The organism is Geobacillus sp. WSUCF1 (genome assembly GCF_000422025.1).
GTDB lineage: Bacteria > Bacillota > Bacilli > Bacillales > Anoxybacillaceae > Geobacillus > Geobacillus zalihae.
In genome coordinates, this window is sequence record NZ_ATCO01000071.1 from 20555 (window position 1) to 44610 (window position 24056).

The window sequence follows — 24056 nt, forward strand, 5'->3', positions numbered from 1 at the left end:
AACTACCTCTTTTTTGTAGTTTAGCGGTTGTCGACTTTTTCTGGATACAAGTCGTGGTTGAGCAGCCGGTATTCCGCTATTTTTTCGTATTTTGTCCCCGGGCGCCCCCAATTGCAGTACGGATCGATGGAAATGCCGCCGCGCGGGGTGAATTTGCCCCACACTTCGATATAGCGCGGTTCCATGACTTTAATCAAATCGTTCATAATGATGTTGACGCAGTCTTCGTGAAAGTCGCCATGATTGCGGAAGCTGAACAAATACAGCTTCAACGATTTGCTTTCGACGCATTTTTTGTCCGGGATGTAGCTGATGTAAATCGTCGCGAAGTCCGGCTGCCCGGTTTTGGGACATAGCGAGGTGAACTCCGGACAATTGAACTTCACGAAATAATCCCGGTCAGGATGTTTGTTGTCAAACACTTCAAGAAGATTGGGGTTGTACGTAAACGAATACGTTGTCCCTTGATTGCCAAGCAGCGTCAAGTCTTTCAATTCTTCCTCTTTTCTTCCTGCCATTCCTTCATTCCTCCCTCATTATTCATTGCCGGGCGAATCGCCGCACCCCGCTTTACACGCCGCGCTTGTTTCCCCAAAGAAGCGTGTGCAGCTGCGGCAGGATGTGGACGTCTGCCAGCTCTTCCGAATCGGCGGCTTGTTCCACGAGCCATTCCAACCGACTGAGAAGCTTCGCGCGGAGTGCATCCACATCCGAATCGGCCACATCGGCGTTTCCTGTCTGCAAATAAAACGGAACACCTGGGTAGCGGCAGTGCACCTCTTTCGCATACGCCAAATCGGCGTCATCAAAGACGACGACTTTCAAGCTGATGCGCCGCACCCGGCTTTGGTCAGCCTGCAGCCGTTCCATGATTTGATCGAGCGCCGACCAGTCGGTGTCCATCCCCGAGCTTGGCGGCTTCGGGGAAAGGGTGACATCGTCAATGTCAAGCAGCCAATCCTGCCAACGGCTCCCTTGCGTTTCAACCGCAACCCGCATCCCTTTTTCATGAAGAAGCGCGATGAGCTCCCCAAGAGCCGCAATCAGAAGCGGGTTGCCGCCTGAAATCGTCACGTGGCGGAAGCGGCGGCCGCCCATGGCTTCAAGCCGCCGCCAAATGTCGTCTGCCGTCAACTGCTCGATCTCGTCTTTCGCTGATCCGTCCCACGTAAACGCCGAATCGCACCAGCGGCAGCGATAATCGCAGCCGGCTGTGCGGACGAACATCGTCTTTTGGCCGATCACCATTCCCTCTCCTTGGATGGTCGGACCAAAAATCTCTAGCACCGGAATCGTGCGCGCCATTACCGCTCCCCCGCTTTCGGCCGGTAGACGACATAACTTGTCGGCGTTTCGCGGACAAACACTTGCAAACATGTCGGCTTGTGCGGCAGCGTATCCAAATAGCGCTGAATCGTTTCATAAATCGTGCGCGCCACCACTTCCGTCGTCGGAAACCGATTCGGGTCATGACCGTCAAACCAATCGCTATGGTCATTGAGCAACGTATGATCCAGCTTTCCATGCACAAGCTGTTTGATCGTTTGAAAATTGACCAAAAATCCGCTTTCATCGAGCTCATCGCCAGCAATCGTCACATTGACGATGTACGTGTGGCCGTGCACGTTGGCGCAGCTCCCGGCCGCTTCGTGCGGGATGAAATGGGCGGCGGCGATGTGCATATCTTTGTTCAGCTCATAGCGGTAAGGGTGCATCACTTGCGGATAAAGCTGGTGCATCATGGCCGCTCCACCCCCGCTTTTTCCCGCAAATATTCATCCAACCCGCGCTTGCGCAGCAAGCATGCCGGACATTCGCCGCAGCCGTCGGCGATGATGCCGTTATAGCACGTCAGCGTCTTCGTGCGAATGAACTCGAGCGCCCCGAGCTCATCCGCGAGCTTCCACGTCTCCGCTTTCGTCAGCCACATGAGCGGCGTATGAATGACAAATTCGTAATCCATCGCTAAATTCAGCGTGACGTTCAATGATTTGATAAACACATCGCGGCAGTCCGGATAGCCGCTGAAATCTGTTTCGCACACTCCGGTGACGAGATGGCGCGCGCCCCGCTGTTTGGCAAACACCGCGGCGAATGATAAAAACAACAAATTGCGCCCGTCCACAAATGTCGTCGGCAGCTCGCCTTCCTTTTGTTCAATGGCGATGTCCCGGCGCGTTAGGGCGTTCGGCGCCAATTGCCCAAGCAGCGACATATCGAGCACCGTATGACGAACGCCAAGCTCAGCGGCAATTGCCTGAGCGACTTCAATTTCGCGGCGATGACGCTGCCCATAGTCAAACGTCACCGCTTCCACTTCCCCAAACTGCTCTTTCGCCCAAACCAAACACGTCGTGCTGTCTTGGCCGCCGCTGAAGACAACGACCGCCTTTTCTTCATTCATCTTCATCATGATCAACCTCCTTCTGAATCAGCAGCAGAAGAGGTTTCCAAAACAAAAAAGGCCATACCCCTAGGATACAGCCGTCCCTAGTTTTTTATAGAGGGTTTTGCTAGAAACCTCTCCCGTACAAGCGTACGGAATTGCGATTCTTCTGTTTTTCTTCTTTACTATACCATACTTATGGCTTTTGTTGTAGCGTCTTTTTCACTTTTTCCGCTGTCCATACATACACATACAGGAGCGGAACATACACCGCGACAAGATAAAACCCTGCCTTCGCTGTCCATTCCGTCAACTGCTCAATATCTGTCTTCTCTTGGAAAAACAGCGTCCCGACAAATAAGCAAGCGAGCAACACGGGAAGCGAACGGCGCTGCTGAACAGCGAACAGCTGTTCGATCACGCGCGTCGCCGCCCAAATAGAGACCGCGATGATCGGGAACACAACGAGCACATAAATCGAGATGACAATATACTCCATCCGCTCGATAAACGGCACTTCCGGAATTTTGGCCAGCGTCAGCGTCGGCCATGTAATATGCTGAATTTGCTCTTTGTTATAAAACACGATGGAAATAAGGATCAAAACAAAATAAATGAACATCGTAAATGCGTTGGCCGCATGCGCCCACTTTTGCGAGGACGGAGCCTGTTTTAAAAACGGGTAATACATCAGCAGCATTTCAAACCCTAAATATTGCAGCACCATCTCTTTCGATGCTTTTGCCAATTGCCCAAACGAATGGTCGAACACCGGCAATAAATTCCGGTATTGAGCATACTCAAGCGGAAAGAAAACCATCGGAAAAATCGTCAACAGCGGAGTCACCACCCCCCAAACGCATAAGCCGACAACGACGCGAAACCCGCCGGAGACGGCGTAATACGTCAGCAGCAAAAACATAAGGCTGAACTGCCACGCCCCCATCAACGGGAACACCCATACTTTAATGATTTCAATGTATGATTGAAGCACCATAAACGCCGCCAACGCGTAGTAAAAAAGAAGTCCAAGGCTCAGCACCCCGCCGATCCACCGCCCGAAGTACTGTTCATGAAGCGACACGAGGTCTCCGCCTGATGGCAAATGCGACAGCAGCCGATACATCAGCCAAATCAACACGTGCGCCGCCAGCCCGGCCATTAAGACTGCCATCCAGGCATCCTGCCCCGCCTCTTTCATCAGTGGACGCTGAAAATTGAGTGCCCCGACCCCAACTTGCGTAGCATGAATGACAAAAAACACAAGAAACGGGGAGATGAGAAACCGTTCCTGAATGGCCTGCTTCATCCTAATCCCTCCTCATGTTCCCCGTCTTATTCGCCAATGCCGGTATGGACGATATCCACCGTGACGTGCGGGCGGATGTCTAGATCCGGGTATTCACGGTAAAACGCGTCGGAATCCCAATGTCTTGTCACACTGCGAACAAAATCGCCGATGCCGAGCGGGTCAATCCGTTTTTTCTGAAAATAACGGAATAACCGACGCATATTATGCTCCAATTCGTTTTGCATTTTTTTCTTCACATCAGCAAACAAATCTTGACCCGGCTGATCGAGCCATGACGGGTAATCCCGCACCGACGCATGGATATGGACGAACACATCAAGCACATGGCGGCTTCCATCACGCTTCCATTCATATTTCGACTTCGCCCATAAGTTTTGCAGCATCACCCGATCCTCGCCCTGTTTCCCGCGATTCCCAACCTTCAGCTGGTAGACGCCGTTTTTCGTTTCTCCAAGCAAAATTTTCATTAAAAACGAATCACGCAAACTCACATGCCCGACATATTGGTCGTCGCGAAACAACGCGACCCCTTCAAGCTTGACGAAATCTCCTTTTTTTTCAAAATACGGCAAAAAAGGGTCGCTCCCCGGGGAAAAATAGCGATACAAAAACAAGTGCAAATTCGTTTTCGGCAAGTTCATCGACTGCTCATTCTGCTCCACCAGATTCGGCAAATACAACGTATCGCTCAGCGTCGTTTTCGCCGTGATTTTCAGCAGCTCCTTCGCGCTTTCTTCCGCTACGCCAAGCAGCAAATGACTGCCGACTTTGTTGTTGCGCGCGAGGCTGTGCGTAATTTGCGTCACCCCCCGCCGAGCAAACTCCTTGCCGAACAAAATCAAGCGCAGCTGCCCTTCCTCAACCGGCAGCGCGGATTTCGATGACAGGCGCGGAATCAAGTCGTAGACCGTCGGCGACGTCGTCGTCAGCACATTCGGCTTTGTCATCGGCCCTTGCTTAAACGTCGGGTACACCGCAGTGCCCGTGTAGCGGCCGTTCTCGAAATCATACCCCATCTGTTGAATAATTTGAATTTCATCAATCGGCCGCGAACTGACGCAGCCGCCAAGCAACAGCAGCGCACCGAGCCATAGAAGCCCACGCCTCATCACGATCCCCCTTACTCATCAATATCGCGTTTTTGCTTCGCCGCATTCGGATCGTAACGAACCCGCGACCGCGGACGAAGAAACATCGGCCGCTCCGCCGTTTCACTGTATGGCGAACGAATGAATGTATCGCGGAAGCTGCGAACACGAAATGGATAAAACGGCAGCAAATACGGATAACCAAACGACTGCAGCCGCCCTAAATGAATGAGCAGCCCGCAGACGGCAAAGATAATGCCGATCCCGCCCCAGAAAGCGGCAAACAAAATAAATGGAAACCGGATGAACCGAATCGTGTTGGACATTTTGAAAATCGGCGTTGTAAACGAAGCGAGCGCCGCCAACGCGACGACAATCAACAAAATCGTACTCGTCAGCCCGGCATCAACGGTTGCTTGCCCGATGACAATCCCGCCGACAATCCCGAGCGTTTGTGCGACTTTCGTCGGCAGCCGCGCCCCGGCCTCGCGCAACAGCTCAATCGTAATTTCCAAAAACAGCACCTCGAGCATCGGCGGAAATGGCACGTTCGAGCGGGAATAAATGATCGGACCGAGCAAGTCTTCGGGAATCATTTCATAATGATACGTCAGCACCGCCACATAAATCGGCGACGCTAACACCGAGAACGCAACGCCGAAAAACCGGATGAGCCGGAAAAACGTGCCGAGCACCCATGGCAAATAATAGTCTTCCGGCGACGTAAAAAAATCGAAGAGAGCGGCGGGGCCAATCACGGCATACGGGGAGCCGTCGCAAAAAATGGCCACCTGCCCCGACACAAGCGCATAAATGGCCCGGTCGATCCGCTCGGTCGAGATAAAAAGAGGAAACGGTGTCCGCGAATTGTCCGCGAGCAGCTGATCCAAAATCGCGTTGTCAAACACGACGTCAAAATGAATGGACTCAAGCCGCTGCGTCACCGTTTGAATGACTTCCGGATTAGCGACACCGTCGATGTAGGCGATGACCACTTTCGTTTTCGACATCGAACCGATCGACATTTCCCGAAAGACAAGATTTGGCGTCACCACTTGCCGGCGGATGAGATGCAAGTTGACGCCGACATTTTCCACAAATCCGACTTTGGGCCCAACGACGCTGAATTCGTTTTCCGAATCATTGTTTTCCCGAAGCCCCAAATTTTCAGCCGCGGCGCCCATGAGCGCCGCTTTGTTCGGTTGCTCGCGGAATGTGACAGCGACAAACCCTTTCAGCACCTTCTCTTCAATCAGCGCCGTGTCTTCGCTCACTTCAATGCGCTGAATCGGCACGATTTGCTGCAAGTCTTCCAAACGGACAGTTGGATGGTTTGGAATGTCGTTTTGCAAATGGCAAAGAATCCGCTCTTGCAGCACTTGCGGATCGACGAGTGAATCAAAATAATAAATCGACAGCTCCTTACCTCCCACAACAAACGACACTTCGACAAAATCGCTCGATTGCCGCAGCGTTTCCCAAAGCTGCGAAATGGGCCGCTGAGGGGGGCGTTTTTTCTTTTTTTTCCAAAATGAGAATAAACCCACGAACATCCCCTCGCCTTTCCGTTTACGGCATAGTCTTCCAATCGATCGATATTTTTATGCATCCCCCTTTCATCCTATTGATTCGACAAAATCTTCTATATATTATTGAAAATAGACAAATGAAAAAAGGAGAATCGTCTATGAGCGAACTGACGAAACAGCGTCGGTCGAAACGAGCGTTGAAAAAAGTGACAGAAACGGCGGAAGCGCTGCGAAAGATGATCGACCGAACGCGTCCGCTTGAAGAGCAGCTCGACCGCATCCGCGCCTTGTTGGATGAACAGCTTGGCCATGATGAATATTTTGTTCTTGTCGATGAAAGCGGATACGGAGTTGTCCATACGAACCGCCTCCGCGAGGGAAGGGTGTTTGCCGACCCAGTCGGGCTGGCTGCCGCCCGCACGAATGAACCGCTCTTGCAAGTGTACGAACGCGATACGGGCGAGGTGCTGATTGACGCCAGCTGCCCGTTTTGGACGGAGCCAGGCGGAAAGCGGTTCAATTTGCGGATGGGGCGGCTCATGCACCGCCCGTATTTGCAATGGGTGTTAGCAAGCGTCGCCATTGCGCCCGCAGCCGTTGGGCTGGCCGCTTCCATCGCAGGGGCGCCGCCCGTTTTGGCCGCGCTGTGCGCCGCTCTCGCTGGGCTTGGGCTTGGCGCCGCCTGGCATCGGGCCATTGCCGCCGAGCTTCGCCATTGGTACAGCGTCGCCCGCACCGTCTCCTCAGGCCAATTGCAGACAGAAGTGAAAACGACGGGAAAACGGAATGAATTTCATCAAATCGCCTACGAAATCAACAAAATGATTCTCGGCATCCGCACGATCATCCATGAGCTTGGCAAAGCGGCCAAAACGGTGCATGATGTGAGCGTTGAACAGCAGATGGAAATGCGCCGCCTCTCTGAATCGTTTGACGAAATCGCCGCCGCCGTCGAAACGTTCCGCGAAGGGGCGAAACAACAAACGACCGCCGTCGAACAAGCGGGTGACGTCATCGGGCAGATGGTGGAACGCGTGCAACTCATGCGGGCCGCCGTTGAACGCGTCGTACGGCAAGCGGGCGACGCTTGGTCGTCAGCAGCAGAAGGCATCCGCCTCATTGAGGAAACGAAAACAAACATGGACGCGATGCAGCGCGGCATCGGCGAAATGACTGCCCTCATCGACAAAGCAGCCAATGAAGCGGCGCGCGTTCATGAGATGATCGCCGCCATTCGCACGATCGCCAAGCAAACGAACTTGCTCGCCCTCAACGCCTCGATCGAAGCGGCGCGGGCGGGTGAAGCGGGCCGCGGCTTTTCCATCGTCGCCCAAGAAGTCCGGAAGCTTGCCGAAGATACAAACGCCTTCGCCGCTGAAATTTTCGCCTCGCTCGACGCCATGACGAACGCGCTCAAAGAAGCCGTGCATGCGATGCAAGGAAGTGGCCGCCACGTCGAAAAAACGAAAGACTCTCTTTGGAAAACAGGGGAAACGTTCACATCGTTTCAAGGCATGTTCGCCCAGCTGAACGACTTGCTTCAGCAAAACGAATCATATGTCAACGACATCACCGCCGACGGCGAGCAGCTCGGCGGACTGATGGAAGACGTACGCACCGTCGCCGCCGATTTTTCAAACATGGTGCAAGAAACGGCGGCGGGGCTTGAGCAACAGACGCTCGCCCTTCACCAGTTGGCGCGGGAAGCCGACACGTTGGCTGCAGCAGCGCGCGATTTAGAAAACATGATCGCCCGCTTCCACTCATAACGAAACGAAGCCCTTTCGTCCCCCTTCACCAAAAAACTTTGGGGAACGAAAGGGCTCATTTACCGGCGCGGCAGCTGCCGGCGCCAAAGAAGCCACAAAAGCACAAGACTCATATAGCCAAACAGCGGATAGATGAATGACAGCAGCTCCCCGTAATGAAACGGGCTGACCGCCGCAAACAGCAAAACGAGCAGCACGCCCAGCCATTTCCCGCCAAGCGGCGCCCAAACGCGCACTTGGCGTGCAAGTCCAAACATGCCGCCGATGACCGATGTAAAAATTTCTCCGTAAATGACGACGACATAAAGCCAATACAACACAGTAAAAAACGTATGAACGACTTCGGCCATTGGAATATCATAATCGTCCTTGTGTGGAAACGACAGCAGCACCATATGGTTCAACAGCAGCAAAACCGTCAACACCATTCCGCCTAACATCGCTCCGCGCCTCACCGCTCGCTCATCGGTCGCTTCGCGGGCGATGGGGACAAGCACCGCTTGGGCCATCGCCAAGTTAAAGGCCGCATAGGAAAACGGGGACAACATCGCCTTGAGGGAATAGTCCACCGCAGCCATGTCCGGACGGCACAAATCGCCAGCCACGATTGTTTTCACAAAGGCGATGGCGCTGAACAGCACCATCATCGGCGCAACAAACACGTTGACGCCAAACAGCCCTTTGCGGTCAAACAACATGACAAGAAGCGCCAAACCGAGCGTCAGCGTGACGCCCGCCTGCCTCGGCCAGCCGATCTGCTCTTCAAACACGGCACCCGCCCCGGCGATCATCACCGCCGTCACCCCCGCGATCATCGCCGTCATCACAAGCGTCACAAACGGACTCAACATTCTTCCGAACAAATAGCGATTCAATTCATCATAGGACGCGGCTCCAATGCGGCGCGCCATCACCATTAGGCGCGCGCCGCCCCATGTGAACAAAACGCCGCTGACCGCCACCCCGATCGTCCCAGCCATTCCGTAGCGGGTAAAAAATTCAATAATTTCCCTGCCAGTCGCAAATCCCGCTCCAATCACCGTGCCGACGTAAACAGCGGCGATTTGCCATGCTTCCGACCACTCGTGTCTCTTGCCCAAATCCTCCATCTCCCTCTCTTGTCCGTTGCTTTATTGCCATATATATGTCCGGCATGGACAAGAAAGACGACAGAACGAAAAAAGAAGGCATCCGAGACAAGATGCCTTCTCACACACCGCAAACTCTCTTCATTTCATGAATATGACGTGCGATGTGAAATCGCGTTTCCATCAATGAACCGTCACCTGTTCGACTTGATGTTCGTGCAGCCCGCCGCTTCCTTCGACGTGCACTTTCACCGAATACGTTCCCTTGTTGGCAAACGTGGCCATGGCTTCGTATTCGCCGTTTCCTTTTTCATCTGCATCCACAAATTCATGCTTATTGTCCGCCTGCCAAATTTCAAAGCGAACGGTGGCGTTCGTAAACGGCTTCCCATCTTTGGTGAGGTGAACGGTCAATGCCGCCGGTTTTCCGGCTTCGAACGAACGGGACGACAGCGAAATGGCGACGGCGCCATGATGGTGTTCTTCAGCACTGCCTTGGGAATTTTCGCGCGCACCGTCAGCCGTCGCCGCCTGTTCCGGGCTGCCGGCGACAATATCTTTCTTCGGCATGTTATGCATGTCGCGCGCCGTCACATGGGCGACCACCGAATATGTTCCCGCTTCGGTGAACGTTTTTTCCACCGAGTATCGGCCGTCGCCGTCATGCTTCGCTTCAAGCATTTCCCGCTCGTCGCTTCCATGCTTCCATACTTCAAACTTGACTTCGTTCGCATCGTCTACTTTTTCGCCGCCGTACGTCACGACGCAGGCGAGCTTGGTCGGTTTGTTCAAATCGATATGATCCGGCGCATCGATTTTCACGTCAAGCACGGCCGACGTCTCGGCTTGCTTGTTGTGATTTGTACAAGCAGCCATGATCATCATCCCCAAAAGTACAACAGCAAACGCGAAACCAACCTGTCTTCTCATCTTCACCTTTCTCCTTTTTCCTTCAAATTCATGATCATCATGAGCACCAAAGACGGAGTCTTTTCCGCCTCTTTTTCTGTTTTTCACTTTATCATAGCTTTGCCGCACCTACATTAGTATTCACCATTTTTTCAAAAACATTTCATCGTTATTACAATTTTTTTGTACAAAACACTTGAAAGTCAAAAAAGGTCAAAGTATAATAAAGTCAGAAAGTCAAAGAAAGTCAAAGTCAAATCCCGAATAAGAGAAAAGGGGGTATGTCTCATGCTATGCCAAGCATGCCAACAACGTGAAGCAACAGTGTTTGTCAACTTGCAATGGAACGGGGAAAAACAACAACTTCACCTGTGCCATGAATGCTATGAAAAGCAAAAACAACAACTGTCCATTCCGATGAACTTCGGCTTTTCACCGTTTTCCTTTGATGACTTCTTTACTAGCCCGTTCACAGCCGCCAACGCCGGAATGAGCGCGCCGAAAACGATGGGGAAACGCCCGCAAAGCCATAGCGGCGGATTTTTGGATCAGTTTGGCCGCAACTTGACGCAAATGGCCAAAGCGGGCTTGATCGATCCGGTCATCGGCCGCGACAAAGAAATCGCCCGCGTGATCGAAATTTTAAACCGCCGCAACAAAAACAACCCGGTGTTGATCGGGGAGCCGGGTGTCGGGAAAACAGCCATCGTTGAAGGGCTCGCGCTGAAAATCGCCGAAGGGCAAGTGCCGGAAAAACTATTGAACAAAGACGTGTACTTGCTTGACGTGGCGTCGCTTGTCGCCAACACCGGCATCCGCGGTCAATTTGAAGAGCGGATGAAGCGGCTCATCGCCGAACTGCAAGAGCGGAAAAACATCATCTTGTTCATTGACGAAATCCATCTGCTCGTCGGTGCTGGAGCCGCTGAAGGCTCGATGGACGCGGGCAATATTTTAAAACCGGCGCTTGCCCGCGGGGAACTGCAAGTCGTTGGGGCGACGACACTCAAAGAATACCGGCAAATTGAAAAAGACGCGGCTCTTGAGCGCCGCTTCCAACCGGTCATCGTCCACGAGCCGACCGTTGAGGAAGCGATCGCCATCTTAAAAGGCATTCAGCCAAAATATGAACAATTCCATCATGTCCGCTATACGGACGAAGCGATCGAAGCGTGCGTGAAATTGTCGCACCGCTACATTCAAGACCGCTTCCTCCCGGACAAGGCGATCGACTTGCTTGACGAGGCCGGCTCGAAAGCGAACTTGCGCCTCGGCCCGACCGATGAAAAGCAGCTGCAAGAGCGGTTGATCCAAATCACGAAAGAAAAAGAACAAGCGGCGAAAGAAGAAAACTACGAATTGGCGGCGAAACTGCGCGATGAAGAGCTGAAGCTTGAGAAACAACTCGAGCAAGGCGTCAACCAAGAACGCCCTGTCGTCGATGCCGCCGACATCGAACAAATCATCGCCGAGAAAACCGGCATCCCGGTCGGCAAGCTGCAAGCCGATGAAAAAGAAAAAATGAAACATCTTGAAGAACACTTGGCGAAAAAAGTGATCGGCCAAGCGGAAGCGGTGAAAAAAGTCGCGAAAGCCATTCGCCGCAGCCGCGCCGGCTTGAAAGCGAAACACCGCCCGATCGGTTCGTTCTTGTTCGTCGGCCCGACCGGCGTCGGGAAAACGGAGCTCGCCAAAACGCTCGCCGAGGAGCTGTTTGGCACAAAAGACGCCATGATTCGCCTCGATATGAGCGAATACATGGAGAAACATTCCGTCTCGAAGCTGATCGGTTCGCCGCCGGGCTATGTCGGCTTTGAAGAAGCCGGCCAGCTGACGGAAAAAGTGCGCCGCAATCCGTACAGCATCATCTTGCTTGACGAGATTGAAAAGGCGCACCCGGATGTACAGCACATCTTCTTGCAAATTTTGGAAGACGGCCGCCTAACCGACAGCCAAGGCCGCACCGTCAGCTTCAAAGACACGGTCATCATCGCGACAAGCAACGCCGGTGCGACCGACAAAAAAATCACCGTCGGCTTTGAAAAAGAGGGCAACGGGCAAACAAGCGTCCTTGACTCTTTGAGCGCCTACTTCAAGCCGGAATTTTTGAACCGCTTCGACGCCATCATCGAGTTCAAGCCGCTCGAAAAACAGCACTTGCTCCAAATCGTCGATTTGATGCTCGCTGACGTCAAAGCGGCGATGCGCGAACAAGGCATTGAACTCGAAGTGACCGAAGCGGCGAAAGAAAAACTGGCCGAACTCGGCTACCATCCGGCCTTTGGCGCCCGCCCGCTCCGCCGTGTCATCCAAGAGCATGTCGAAGACAACATCGCCGACTGCCTGCTTGACGCAAGCAGTCCCGTGCGCGCAATCCGCATCGACGCAGAAGGGGACGCCATTGTGGCGAAAATCGAATCATAACTTACAACAGAGGATCCGCCGAACATCAATTTTGCTTTCGGCGGATCTTTCTTTCCAATGGACCGTTTATCAAACCGATTTTTCACCTCGATTCAGTCAAGCACACTTTTAGTGAAGGGGTGAATATTTTATAAAATAATTTTTTTGGAAATATTATTGACACTTACTTTTTTTTTGCTAAAAATAAGTTATAAATTCTAAATATTAGGAGGGATTGTGATGTTCAAAAGAAAGATGATTCAAACCATTAGTCCGATTCTTTTGGCTGGATTGCTTTCTCTTACCCCATTTAATAAGACAGAAGCAGAAATCAATCCAACCTATATCCCTTATGATGGATATGAATACGTTCACAGCACAGATACAAGAGGGCTGACCATTTATTGGACTCATACCCACGTAAACAACAAATCTACTACTGACACTGTTTCCCACACAGTCAAGAGAGAAGCGTATGCAACCGCTACTGTTTCTTCGTCGTCCACATTTAACGAGATGGTCCTGGAAGTAGGAATTAGTACGGAAGTAAGTTTAGGAGCGCGGGTGGAAAAAACAACAACTGTTACTTGGACGATCCCTCCTTATTCCACCTATACCCTTCGATATGGAAGCCGTTGGGTGAAAGCGACCGGTAAAGAAAATTACTACAGCAGAGGAACTCTCATCAGCTCGAAAACCGTCAGCGGACAATGGACATATGAGGGATATTCCGACAGCATTAAACAAAACTAAACACTCATGAATGGTGATTTTATGAGCAAAAAATTTTTCCATCCCCTTTTCATCTGCTTTCTCTTGCTGGCGGCGTGCGAACGCGGACACGACCCCGCCCCTGTTGCGCCGCATCCGGTGGAGAAAGCGAAGCAGGAACATGAAAAAGCGGAGACGGAACAAAAGCCGTTATCGTTGGAACAGAAATTTCTCCCTCCGCATTTTCTAGTCAATCAATTTATTGCAAAGGCGACAAGTCGATCGATCGAGCTGACGATTCATTACACCATCTCGGAACAGCTGTACCGTTTGCTTGAACAGTATCGAGATTACTATTTCGTCATTCAATATCCAGAGGAACTCTCGCGTCTGACCCATGTTGACCGTTCCAACGCTGTCAAAGGCCCTTTGCCGGCAAACGGACAGTTATCATATACCATCACCATTTCTTCCACTTGGACAAATGATATACCAAAAGATTTGATCAATCGAATCAATCATGGAGACTTGCGGTACAATCTTCTCATTTTGGACAAAGAACGGTTCCCCGTGCATATTTTCAATGATGTTCAATGGTACCAATCGTTCGACCCAAACAAAGGATCCAGCGTCATTTCGGAAGACGGTGGTGCAAGAAAATGACGGCCGTTCGGTCAAACGTTTTCATCGACCGCACGTCCGTTTCTTGAGGTCAGACTCTTTCGCACGAATAAAGGATTTTCGCTGTAAAAAGGGGCGGTCGCCATCGCCTCTTTTTCTTTTTCCGTCTTTTCTCCAGGAACGAAAAAATTTTGCTATAATGAAGAAAAACGCAAGGGGGCATCGCGATTGCCAAACGAAATGGAGACGATCATCATTCAGACGCTCCGCCCGGCTCTTCACCCGTTCGTCATCTACCTGTTCGGTTCAGCCGCCCGTGGGGCGATGCGCTCGGACAGTGATGTCGATATCGCCTTTGTCAGCGACGGCGAACCGCATGATCCGTATGAGCTGTTTCGGCTCGCGGGGCATTTGGCTGACAAGTTAGGGCGAGATGTCGATCTTGTCGATTTGCGCCAAGCCAGCACCGTGTTTCAAGCGCAAGTCGTCTCGAGCGGAAAGGTGATCGATTGTTGCGACGAACGGAAACGAATGGAGTTTGAAATGAAAACGTTGAAAATGTATGCAAAGCTGAATGAAGAGAGGGCGCCAGTATTAAAACGAATTGCAGAAAGTGGGTCGGTGTATGAAACATGATGTGATTTTGAATAAGGTCAGCATCATTGAACGATGTCTGAAACGAATTGACGAAGAATATGACCACGACCCCCAAAATTTACAAAATTATACAAAACAAGACTCGATCATTCTCAATTTACAGCGGGCGTGCGAGGCATGCATCGATTTGGCCATGCATATCGTGGCCGAGCAGAAATTCGGACTGCCGCAGCATAGCCGCGATGCGTTCGCTCTCCTCGAAGAACATGGGGTCATCTCCCCTTCCGTAAGCAAAAAGATGAAGGCGATGGTCGGATTCCGCAACATCGCCGTTCACAACTACCAACAACTGAACCTTGGCATTTTGCAAGCCATCATCGACCACCATCTCGATGATTTTAAACACTTTGCCAAAGCCATCCTCGATTATGCCAAGAAAAACGGCTAGGCCGGCTCCCACGCGGAAGCCGGCCGGTTAGCGCCGCAGACCGTTCATCAACACGTGAATCGTCCGCTCCATTTCCGCCTCATCGTCCCAATGGTGATCAGGCAAAAGGAGAAAGCGGGCGGCCAAAAAGCCGGTGAGCGATGTGATCGTCAAGCGGATGACCGAATCAACCGGCAGCTCGGCCAACTCCCCTTTTTCTTGAAAATGGCGGACAATACGGGCAAATTTTGGATACACGTGCTCTGTAAACACGCGTTGAAAGCACTGTTTAATCTCGGAATGAAAGGCAACCTCCTGCCAAAGCACGCGAATCGCCGGCAAATACGTTTTCACAAAGGTGTAGCGGTTGGCGAGCACCGCGCGCAAAAACTGTTCATACGTCTCATATTCGTTATCAAACACTTCGCGGACGAATTCTTTCGCCAAAAACGGGGCGACGGAATGAAACAACGTCGGCGTGACGATGGCCAGCAATAAATCTTTTTTCGTCTTATAATGGCGGAAGATCGTCCTTCCGCCACCCCAGCCTTTTTGGCGATTTCGCTCGTCGACGTCGCCGCATAGCCTTTCTCGGCGAACATTTCAACGGCAGCTTCCAAAATTTTTAGCTGCTTTTCGCTGAACTGCCCTTCCTTGCCGCCGATTTGCAGCAATTCCTGAATCCATGAATGCTCGCTCATGACTCTACTCCTTACAGCTTGCGGTATTTTTTCAATGCTACTACATTTAATAGCATAAACAGCAACGTAAAGCCAAGCAGCACGTACACATCAACGGCGATGGCGCTAAAACCTTCTCCGCGCACCATAATGTCGCGCAGCGCGTCCGCCCCGTAGGTGAGCGGCATGATGACGCTTAAGGAACGAAGCCATTGTTCCATCGTGTCGAGATTGAACAAACCCGAGAAAAACACTTGCGGCACGACGACAAGCGGGATAAACTGCACCATTTGCAGCTCGTTGTTGGCGAACGCCGACAGCAGCATCCCAAGCGCCAGCGCCGTCATCGCCAGCAAAAACGTAATGAGCAGCACATACCAAAACGAACCTTCCATCATCATGTCCAACACATCAATGGCAAACCATGAAATTAAGCTCGCTTGAATCGTGGTAAACAATCCGAACCCGATCATGTAGCCAACGCCCATTTCCCAGCGCCGAATTCACTCGCTTGATCAATGCCGGCGATCATGCGCACCAACGTCGTCTTGCCCGCCCCCGACGGGCCGAGCAGGCCGAATATTTCCCCCGTCTGGACTTCCAACGACACATCGTCGATGACCACTTTTTTTCCAAACCGCTTGGAAACACGCTCGACTTGAATAGGTGGATGAGTGCGCATTGTTCATTCCCCCTTTACACCTCATCATGACGTCACCAGTTTGCCGGATTCCTCCGATTCCTGAACCATACGTTTCTTGAATGCCGAAACGATGACGAGAACAACCCCGACAAACGCCAGCCAACATAAGACGGAAACGGGTTCGTTCCATTGAAATGTCGGATCAAAGAAAAAGAGTTCCCGAAGCCCCTCGACCATGAAGCGCTGCGGCAGCCATGAATAAACCCAATCGCGGTAAAATGATGTCATCAATTCCGGCGCCATGGAAAGCAGTGGAGCGCCGAAGAACAAAAGAAGAATAAAAATCGGGATCCCTTTTAACCCAATCCAACCGAACACGGCGCTTTCAATGGCAAAAAAGCTAAAAAAGGCAAGGGAAACAAACAGCGCCATATCTATAAATGAAGGGATATGAAATCCGATCGCATCCGCCATCCCGATAAGTCCAAATCCTGCGATCAGCGCCAGCAGCAGCCCAACAACCGTTTTCATCACCTGTGCAGCTAGCTTCTCGCGTCGATGGGCAAACGCGCGTCGATCCATCGCTAAATGTAGCAGCGCCGCTGCAGCGAGGCTTGCCATCCAAATCGGCTGAACGAACGAAACAGGCGCATTGCCGTTGGCGCTGTGTGTGCCGACCGCGTGAATGACGGCCGTCTCTTTCTCAACAGGCGAGGCGAGAAGAGCAGCCTGTTCAACCGTCACCATTCCCCCTTTTTTAGCCATCGCTTGCAACAATTGTTGGCGCACGTTGGCATTGATATGGTCCGCCGCTTGATTCAAGATTTGCTGCACGATGGCAGACGCTGCGGCATTCATTCCTTGATTGACGACGATTTTCACTTTTGGGGCAGAAGGACGGGGCGTCTGCAGGGACGCTACTTTCTTGCTGAAATCTTTTGGAATGATGAGAGCGCCATAATAGTGTTGCTTATCCATTCCTTTTTTCGCTTTGTTCTCGCTGTCAACTTGCATCCAATCAATTGGGGGTTGATCCTTTCCAGCTGCATTCGATTTCGCCATGTTTTGGATGGCTTGTTCAATGTTCTTCCCCATGTTGATCGGGGGCTGATTCGGCAATTGCACCCCTTCGTCCTCGTTGACAAACGCAACGGGAAGCTTTTGCGGCTTCGGATGCACGGTTGGAACAAGAACAAGAGAGAAAATCAATACTACAATGGCCACCATGACAGGCGACAAGACCACCCACTTACTTCTCAAAATGCTCATGCACCTTTCCTCCTTCTTGAAATAAAATAGTGAGTAATCACTCACAAAAAGTATAAAACAGGACAAACGTGTTTGTAAAGTGAGTAATCACTCGCAAAACAAATTTTTTGAGCTGCCGAACTGTCGGCAGCCCCTCTACTCGTTCATCGTTTGCATGTCTCGCCAGCCGTAGCACCACTCCCATAATGCTTTTCCGCCGATTTCCACCCTTTCCTCGGCCACTTTTTCACCGCCAAGCCGTTCGTAAAAACCGCGTGACGGATTGTCGGCAAGCACCCAGACGGCCAGCGAATGAATGCCTTGTTGCGCCAAATGGCGGATCAACGCTTGAACGAGTTGCCGGCCGAGCCCTTTTCCTTGCACCTCTTTAAGCAAATAAATCGCATACAGCTCCCCGTCATACTTCGCTATCAGACCGTCGGCTGCCCGATTTGGTCCGCCGGAGACGAATCCAACGACGCGTCCGTTTTCCTCGGCGACAAACACGGAATGGTCCGATTGGCGGAGCACCTTCTCCCATAACGTTTGCTTTTCTTCCACTGTCAACGTCTCCAAGTACGCGTCTGGCACGATGCCGCTGTACGTCGTCTTCCAACTTTCGACGTGGACGGAGGCGATGGCCGGTGCGTCGGCCCATGTGGCTTTACGGATCATCGTTTTCCCCCTTTTCCCCAGTTTGATAGAAGTTTTCAAATTGAACGCTCTCCCACCTACGCTTGAGCTTTGAGGTGAGAGATTGTTGGAAACACCCGCCCCACAGCAGGCTGTCAACCAAGCCATCCCCGCCCAACACGTGGAAGTGGGGGTCTTCTCGGCGCGAGATGATAAAGAAAAGCAGGGCGGTGCTGTTCCCGCCCGCCTTCTTTGCTTCTTTTTACAAGGCTTTGTCATCGACACTGTCCAACCACCGCTCGATATGGCCGACGACCGAAGCGACCGCCCCGTCAGCAAACGGCGACTGTAGGTTGGCGCTTTGGACGAGCTCGGTGAACGGCCGGCTGCCGCCCAATCGACAAAGCGCCACATAGTCGCGCCACGCCGCAGCCCGGTCGTCTTGCGCCCGCTTCCAAAATTGGAACGCGCACACTTGCGCAAGGGTGTAATCAATGTAATAAAACGGGTCGGTGTAAATGTGCCCTTGCCGCTGCCAAAACCCGCCGCGCTCAAGGTAGTCATGGCCGGCGTAGTCTCTTGTCGGCAAATACACGTTCTCGATGTCACGCCATGTTTTCTTCCGCTCAGCTGGCGTCATATCCGGGTTCTCATAGACCGCGTGCTGGAATTCATCGACCGCCACGCCGTACGGCAAAAACAAAAGCGCGTCGCTCAAATGGGCGAATCGGTATTTGTCGGCGTCGTCGGCGAAAAAGAGCTCCATCCACGGCCAGGTGAAAAACTCCATGCTCATCGAATGGATTTCACACGCCTCAAGCGTCGGCCAGTTGTATTCCGGAATGTCGTAATGGCGGCTTTCATACACTTGGAACGCATGTCCGGCTTCATGGGTGAGCACATCAATGTCGCCGGACGTCCCGGTAAAGTTCGAGAAAATAAACGGCGCCTTGTAATCATCGATATACGTGCAATAGCCGCCGCCCGCCTTTCCTTTTTTGGCGACGAGGTCCATCAATTCATGTTCGACCATATAGCGGAAAAACTCGCCTGTTTCCGGCGACAGCTCTTCATACATGCGCCGGCCGTTTTCGACGATCCAATCGGCATCCCCTTTCGGCGCCGGGTTGCCGGTTGAAAACATAAACGGCTCATCGTAATAGTAGAGCTTCTCGACCTTGATGCGCTGCCGCTGGCGCTCGCGCAGCCTGGACGCGAGCGGAACGATGTGTGTTTTCACTTGCCGGCGGAAATTGGCAACCATGTCGGCATTGTAATCGGTCCGTCCTAAACGGGCATAGCCGAGCTCAACAAAGTTTTTGAACCCAAGCTTCCGGGCGATCGCTGTGCGGACGTGGACGAGCTCATCATACAGCTCATCGAGCTCTTTTTCGTGGTCCGTGAAAAACGAAAACCGCGCTTCGCTCGCCCGTTGGCGCATCGTGCGGTCCGGCGACTCGACAAACGGCTGCAGCTGGGCGAGCGTCCGCTCCTCTCCTTCAAACATGATTTTCGCCGATGCAATGAGCTTCGTATATTCGCTGGCCAGCTTGTTTTCTTTTTGCAAGTCTTCGACAACCGCCGGCGCGTATGTTTTCAGTTGCGTTTCCGCCAACGCAAACAGCTGTTTTCCCCACACTTGTTCCAATTCAGCGCGGAACGGCGAGGAAACAAGCGCGCGGTAATAATCGTTGACGAGCCCCTTGACGACCGGCTCGGTTTCGTCGAAAAAGTCCTGTTCTTGTTTATAAAATTCATCGTTTGTATCAATCGTATGGCGGATGTGGCAAAGGTTCGCCATCGTGCTGTAGCGGCGGCGCAGTGCATTGATCCGCTTCATCGCCTCGTGCTGCAAGGCGGCGCTCCCGGCACGGCGGAACGAATCAAGCGCTTCTTGAAACGATGCTTGCAATTGAGCGATGTCCGGCCGCTCGTAACGAAATTCGGAAAACTTCATGCTCTGTCCCTTCTTTCCTTTCATTTTTACATTTTTTCATCACTCAGCCGACCTACTGTTTATTCGCCATGAATCCTCAAAATCCTTCTCGATTTCCCATTCTCTGGTTCATCACCACAAATTATACTAATCATTTCACTCATATTTCGCAACCTTTGCATAATATATAAAAAACCACCCATATATGCGCATAAAAAGGCTCTTCACCAAAATTTTGCGCTTTCTCTTTTCCATCGGTCCATTAGGCGCGTTGGAAATCTTTATCTGAGAGAGCGTGCAAACGTTCCGAAAGAATGTGCAAAATCTGGAACAATCCACAAACATTTTGCACATTATTTCGGAATCCATCTGAAATAATTTGAAAAAGGATTCTGAAATAATGTCCTAATTTACAAGGATGGGACAAGAGCTGCTTTCCTATGCTTTTTCCTATCCTTCCTCCTACTGATCCTTTCTCTCGTTTGGCAAGTGTTGGCCAAGGGCGAATCCGCCCCGCCATCCCCTTTATTTTCCTTCAACAAGTCGCTCACACGTGCTTTTCATAAAATTTTTGATGCTACCTTAGCTTCAAATTTTTGACCAATTTGAACCACGTTAAAAGTAAAGGCCAATGCACAACCTAATCCAGCTACCGGATTCGGTTAGAAACAGCTAACATACTTTAATGGCTAGTGCAAGTACATCTTTTAGTGATGAACCTTTCTCTGAACAAATTTCCATTTTATTTCCTCATAGAAAAAGAAAGCAACTATCATGATCTTGATCTTCGCAACCATTTCTATTTTTCAAAAACAAATCATATTCCCATTCGCGCCCTCTTCCCCCTAGAAATAGCGGCCATGGATTGGGAATCTCGTCCCATCTTCTGTATTTCCCAAAAACATATTGACGATTTTTGTCGAATCAGGTAAGATAGTGTCGGCAACCATATACCCCCTCTCCACTTCAATGGGATAGAGGTTGCGGTGAACAAAAGTAGCGCTGCCGAGGCTCGGAGCGGTCCATGACGCAGCGGGAAAGGGTTCACCGCCGAAGTTTGCGGCGCGCTCCGGCGGCGCAAGCTGGGCCTGCGGCCGAACAGGCGCAGGACTGCCATCGCCCTTGGGCGATGGAGCGCTATCGCCATTCAGTTGGATGCGAATCGATCATGCACCTGCTGAAGAGGCGCGGGTGCTTTCTTTTTTTGAAAGGAGCGTTTTGACCTTGGATCAGCAACGAAAACTTGGCATTTGGGTGTTAACCGCGCTCGTCGTTGGCAATATGGTTGGTTCCGGCATTTTCATGCTGCCGCGCTCGTTGGCGGAAGCGGCGAGCCCCATCGGCGTGATGCTCGCCTGGCTGTTGACCGGAGCCGGCGTCCTCATGACGGCGGTTGTGTTTGGCAACTTGGCAATCCGCAAGCCCGAGTTAGGCGGCGGACCGCAAATTTACGCGAAGGAGCTGTTTCCGAAAGGCTCCAATCTCTCGATTTTATCGGGATTTATGTCATCATGGGGCTACTGGGTCGGCAACTTTGCCGGCAACGTGGCGATCATTACAACATTTGCAAGCTACTTGTCGACGTTTTTCCCGGTTCTGACGAGCGGCCAAACGGTGTTCACCGCCGGGGCGTTCACCTTGAAGCTTGGGAACTTGTTGACGTTTCTCGTCTGCACGGCGCTCCTTTGGGGGATGCATATCATCATTTTGCGCGGGGTAGAAGGCGCTGGCAAGCTGAATTTTGTTGCCACCGCGGCCAAAGTGCTTGGCTTTTTCCTATTTATCGTCATCGCGCTGTTTGCCTTTGACAAAGCCGTCATCGGCCCGCTTGATGCCCCTCGCTATGACGGGAACGGACAGCCGATCGGTTTGCTTGCGCAAATCAACAATGCCGCCTTGTCGACGTTATGGGCGTTTGTCGGCGTCGAATCGGCGATGGTGTTCGCTTCCCGCGCGCGCAAACAAGCGGACGTAAAACGGGCGACGATCGCCGGCCTGCTCATCGCCTTAGCCATTTACATCGGCATCAGCTTTTTGGTGATGGGCGTCTTGCCGCAACGCGAACTGATTCAATCGGAAAAACCGCTCGTGGACGCCATCAATGCCATCGTCGGACCGGCGGGCGGCTACGTGTTGGCTGGCCTTGGGCTGATCAGCTTGCTCGGCTCAACGCTCGGCTGGATTTTATTGAGCGCGGAAGTGCCATACCAAGCTGCCAAACAAGGACTGTTTATGCCGGCCTTTTTGAAAGAAAACAAGAAAAACGTGCCGAGCTTCTCGCTCACGTTGTCGAACGCCTTCGCGCAATTGTTCATTTTCTCGACCATTTCCCATTCGATGGCGGCGGCGTTTGACTTCGTCATTTACATCGCCACGCTCGCTTATCTCGTTCCATATTTGATTGCTTCCGTCTTCCAGCTGAAGCTCACGCTCACTGGGGAAACGTATGCGGCAGGACGGGAGCGGCTCGCGGACGGCATCGTTGCGGCGCTGGCAACATTGTATTCCGTCTGGGTCGTCATCGCCGGGACGGCGGATATGAAAACGTTCCTGCTCGGCGTTGCCTTGCTGGCAAGCGGCGTGATCTTCTACCCGCAGGTGAAAAAGGCAGCGCAGCAGGCAAATGAAAAGCAAAAACTGTCGGCATAGCCAAAAAACGGACGCCTATCGTTTGGGTGTTCGTTTTTTTCTGTTTTGGGGCAGGATCTTTTCTTTCGTAAGACGAAATATACAAGATGGTTCCATTTTTGAAGGAAAGAGAGGTCCTGCTGATGAATAATAACGAACACCCGACGAAACGCCGCGGCATGACGGCGGAAGATTTGCTTCGCCTCCGCTCGGTGCGCGACCCGCACTACGCGCCGGACGGAACGCGCGTCGTGTTTGTGGAAAAATCGATCGACGAAGAAAACCAATACCGCTCCCATCTATATAATGTGGACGGAAGACGGCGCCGTCCGTCCATGGACGTTCGGGCGCTGTCGCGACACGAAGCCGCGCTTTTCCCCGGACGGCGAAACGATCGCCTTTTTGTCTGACCGCTCGGGGCGTGTGCAGCTTTGGCTGCTGCCTGCCAATGGCGGCGAAGCGCGCCAGCTGACGTTTTTCAAAAACGGCGTGCGCGATTACGTCTGGTCGCCGGATGGAACGTTTCTCATCGCCCTAACGACGCTTGGCGATGATGAAACGATTGAAGACCGCGAAGAACCGGAAAAGGCAGAAGTGAAGCGAGCCGACCTGAAACCGCGCGTGATCGAGCGGCTGTATTACAAATCGGACGCGGCTGGTTTTCTTGACGGCAAACGGGCGGTGCTCACGCGCATCGATGTGCTGTCAGGAAAAATCGAAGCGTTGACGGGCCGCGAGGAGGAAATCGGTTCGTTTGCGATTTCGCCAAACGGACGGACGCTTGCCTTTGTCGCCAACCGAAACGAGGATCCGGACACCACCTTTACCCGCGACATCATTTTGCTCGATCTCGAGAAAAAAACAGAAACGAACTTGACGAACGGCTGCGGCGCGTTCGCCTCGCTCGCCTGGTCGCCGGACGGAATGAAGCTTGCCGCCGTCGGCCATGATTTGGCTTATCTTGGGGCGACGCTTCACCGGCTTTACGTCTTTGAGCCGGAACGTGGAACGAAGCGGGTGTTGACCGCCGACTGGGACGTCCATCTCGGTGACGCCATGGTCGGCGACATGCACGCTGATGCGAAAGGCCCGGGCCCGATTTGGGCGAGCGACGGAAGCGGCCTGTATGTCACCGCCTCAGAGCGCGGACGCGTCAACGCATATTTCGTCTCGCTCGCCGGCCCGATCGTTCCAGTGGTCGAAGGAGATTTTCATCTATACGGATTCACCGTCCATCCGAATGGACGGCAAGCCGTCGCCGCCATCAGCTCGCCTACGTCCGTTGGCGATTTATATGCGGTCTCGCTTGCCGATGGAACGAAAACACGGCTTACGCGTGCCAATGAAGCGCTTGAACATGAAGTGGCCTTCGCCGCTGCCGAACCGTTTACGTATCGATCGGCGGACGGTTTGGAGATTCAAGGCTGGATCGTCAACTACCCCCACTT

20 protein-coding genes, 4 pseudogenes and 1 riboswitch are annotated in these 24056 nt (G+C 52.3%); of the genes and pseudogenes, 8 read left to right on the plus strand and 16 right to left on the minus strand.

Features of this window, described 5'->3' with window-relative positions; translation table 11 throughout:
- Positions 1 to 20: 20 nt before the first annotated feature.
- From queF to I656_RS08555, 7 genes are all read right to left on the minus strand, one after another.
- Positions 21 to 518: a preQ(1) synthase gene (gene queF, locus I656_RS08585; RefSeq protein ID WP_015374275.1), complete on the minus strand. Its 498-nt coding sequence runs from the start codon at positions 516 to 518 to the stop codon at positions 21 to 23.
- A 52-nt stretch (positions 519 to 570) separates the two neighbouring features.
- Complete coding sequence (gene queE, locus I656_RS08580) at positions 571 to 1305, minus strand: 7-carboxy-7-deazaguanine synthase QueE (RefSeq protein ID WP_015374274.1); 735 nt, start codon at positions 1303 to 1305, stop codon at positions 571 to 573.
- Complete coding sequence (gene queD, locus I656_RS08575; protein ID WP_015374273.1) at positions 1305 to 1742, minus strand: 6-carboxytetrahydropterin synthase QueD; 438 nt, start codon at positions 1740 to 1742, stop codon at positions 1305 to 1307. The genes queE and queD overlap by 1 nt, the downstream gene beginning before the upstream one ends.
- Positions 1739 to 2410, minus strand: a complete 672-nt coding sequence (queC, locus tag I656_RS08570) for a 7-cyano-7-deazaguanine synthase QueC (protein WP_033005527.1) — start codon at positions 2408 to 2410, stop codon at positions 1739 to 1741. Before queC ends, queD begins: the two co-directional genes overlap by 4 nt.
- A gap of 172 nt (positions 2411 to 2582) precedes the next feature.
- Positions 2583 to 3695, minus strand: a complete 1113-nt coding sequence (locus I656_RS08565) for a GerAB/ArcD/ProY family transporter (protein WP_020754935.1) — start codon at positions 3693 to 3695, stop codon at positions 2583 to 2585.
- Between the two features lie 26 nt (positions 3696 to 3721).
- Positions 3722 to 4807, minus strand: coding sequence for a Ger(x)C family spore germination protein (locus I656_RS08560; protein ID WP_033005509.1), 1086 nt, complete (start codon positions 4805 to 4807; stop codon positions 3722 to 3724).
- Between the two features lie 11 nt (positions 4808 to 4818).
- On the minus strand, positions 4819 to 6333 hold the full coding sequence (locus I656_RS08555; protein ID WP_033005511.1) for a spore germination protein: 1515 nt from the start codon (positions 6331 to 6333) through the stop codon (positions 4819 to 4821).
- A gap of 140 nt (positions 6334 to 6473) precedes the next feature.
- Here I656_RS08555 and I656_RS08550 point away from each other — a divergent pair, with 140 nt between their 5' ends.
- On the plus strand, positions 6474 to 8084 hold the full coding sequence (locus tag I656_RS08550; RefSeq protein WP_033005514.1) for a methyl-accepting chemotaxis protein: 1611 nt from the start codon (positions 6474 to 6476) through the stop codon (positions 8082 to 8084).
- A gap of 59 nt (positions 8085 to 8143) precedes the next feature.
- Here I656_RS08550 and I656_RS08545 read toward each other — a convergent pair whose 3' ends face one another.
- A complete protein-coding gene (locus I656_RS08545) occupies positions 8144 to 9184 on the minus strand; it encodes a hypothetical protein (protein WP_081212641.1) in 1041 nt (346 codons plus the stop codon).
- Positions 9185 to 9355: 171 nt separating this feature from the next.
- On the minus strand, positions 9356 to 10102 hold the full coding sequence (locus I656_RS08540) for a FixH family protein (RefSeq protein ID WP_033005516.1): 747 nt from the start codon (positions 10100 to 10102) through the stop codon (positions 9356 to 9358).
- Between the two features lie 267 nt (positions 10103 to 10369).
- Here I656_RS08540 and I656_RS08535 point away from each other — a divergent pair, with 267 nt between their 5' ends.
- From I656_RS08535 to I656_RS08515, 5 genes are all read left to right on the plus strand, one after another.
- Entirely contained in the window at positions 10370 to 12505 is a 2136-nt protein-coding gene (locus I656_RS08535; protein ID WP_033005518.1) for an ATP-dependent Clp protease ATP-binding subunit, read from the plus strand.
- Positions 12506 to 12724: 219 nt separating this feature from the next.
- Positions 12725 to 13237, plus strand: a complete 513-nt coding sequence (locus I656_RS08530; RefSeq protein WP_020754942.1) for a hypothetical protein — start codon at positions 12725 to 12727, stop codon at positions 13235 to 13237.
- A gap of 21 nt (positions 13238 to 13258) precedes the next feature.
- Positions 13259 to 13858, plus strand: coding sequence for a hypothetical protein (locus tag I656_RS08525; protein WP_033005529.1), 600 nt, complete (start codon positions 13259 to 13261; stop codon positions 13856 to 13858).
- Positions 13859 to 14044: 186 nt separating this feature from the next.
- On the plus strand, positions 14045 to 14452 hold the full coding sequence (locus I656_RS08520) for a type VII toxin-antitoxin system MntA family adenylyltransferase antitoxin (protein WP_020754944.1): 408 nt from the start codon (positions 14045 to 14047) through the stop codon (positions 14450 to 14452).
- Positions 14442 to 14861, plus strand: a complete 420-nt coding sequence (locus I656_RS08515) for a type VII toxin-antitoxin system HepT family RNase toxin (RefSeq protein WP_033005519.1) — start codon at positions 14442 to 14444, stop codon at positions 14859 to 14861. Before I656_RS08520 ends, I656_RS08515 begins: the two co-directional genes overlap by 11 nt.
- 27 nt (positions 14862 to 14888) lie before the next feature.
- Here the strand turns inward: I656_RS08515 and I656_RS0115465 are convergent.
- From I656_RS0115465 to I656_RS18630, 7 genes and pseudogenes are all read right to left on the minus strand, one after another.
- Positions 14889 to 15541: pseudogene (locus tag I656_RS0115465) on the minus strand (TetR/AcrR family transcriptional regulator).
- Between the two features lie 11 nt (positions 15542 to 15552).
- A pseudogene (locus I656_RS08510) lies at positions 15553 to 16023 on the minus strand (ABC transporter permease); the annotation flags it as partial.
- Positions 16023 to 16202 (minus strand): annotated as a pseudogene (locus tag I656_RS08505) (ATP-binding cassette domain-containing protein); the annotation flags it as partial. The pseudogenes I656_RS08510 and I656_RS08505, both read right to left, overlap by 1 nt.
- A gap of 24 nt (positions 16203 to 16226) precedes the next feature.
- Entirely contained in the window at positions 16227 to 17432 is a 1206-nt protein-coding gene (locus I656_RS08500) for a DUF3533 domain-containing protein (RefSeq protein ID WP_050572305.1), read from the minus strand.
- A gap of 135 nt (positions 17433 to 17567) precedes the next feature.
- Entirely contained in the window at positions 17568 to 18086 is a 519-nt protein-coding gene (locus tag I656_RS0115470) for a GNAT family N-acetyltransferase (protein WP_033005521.1), read from the minus strand.
- A 220-nt stretch (positions 18087 to 18306) separates the two neighbouring features.
- Positions 18307 to 20001, minus strand: a complete 1695-nt coding sequence (locus I656_RS08495; RefSeq protein ID WP_033005523.1) for a M3 family oligoendopeptidase — start codon at positions 19999 to 20001, stop codon at positions 18307 to 18309.
- A 241-nt stretch (positions 20002 to 20242) separates the two neighbouring features.
- Positions 20243 to 20500 carry a hypothetical protein gene (locus I656_RS18630; RefSeq protein ID WP_164832321.1) on the minus strand — a complete coding sequence of 86 codons (258 nt, stop codon included), beginning with the start codon at positions 20498 to 20500 and terminating at the stop codon, positions 20243 to 20245.
- A gap of 447 nt (positions 20501 to 20947) precedes the next feature.
- A riboswitch (Lysine riboswitch) is annotated at positions 20948 to 21128 on the plus strand.
- Positions 21129 to 21204: 76 nt separating this feature from the next.
- Between I656_RS18630 and I656_RS08490 the strand changes: the two genes are divergently transcribed.
- Positions 21205 to 22629, plus strand: a complete 1425-nt coding sequence (locus I656_RS08490) for an amino acid permease (RefSeq protein ID WP_015374257.1) — start codon at positions 21205 to 21207, stop codon at positions 22627 to 22629.
- A gap of 122 nt (positions 22630 to 22751) precedes the next feature.
- Positions 22752 to 24056 (plus strand): annotated as a pseudogene (locus I656_RS0115475) (S9 family peptidase); the annotation flags it as partial.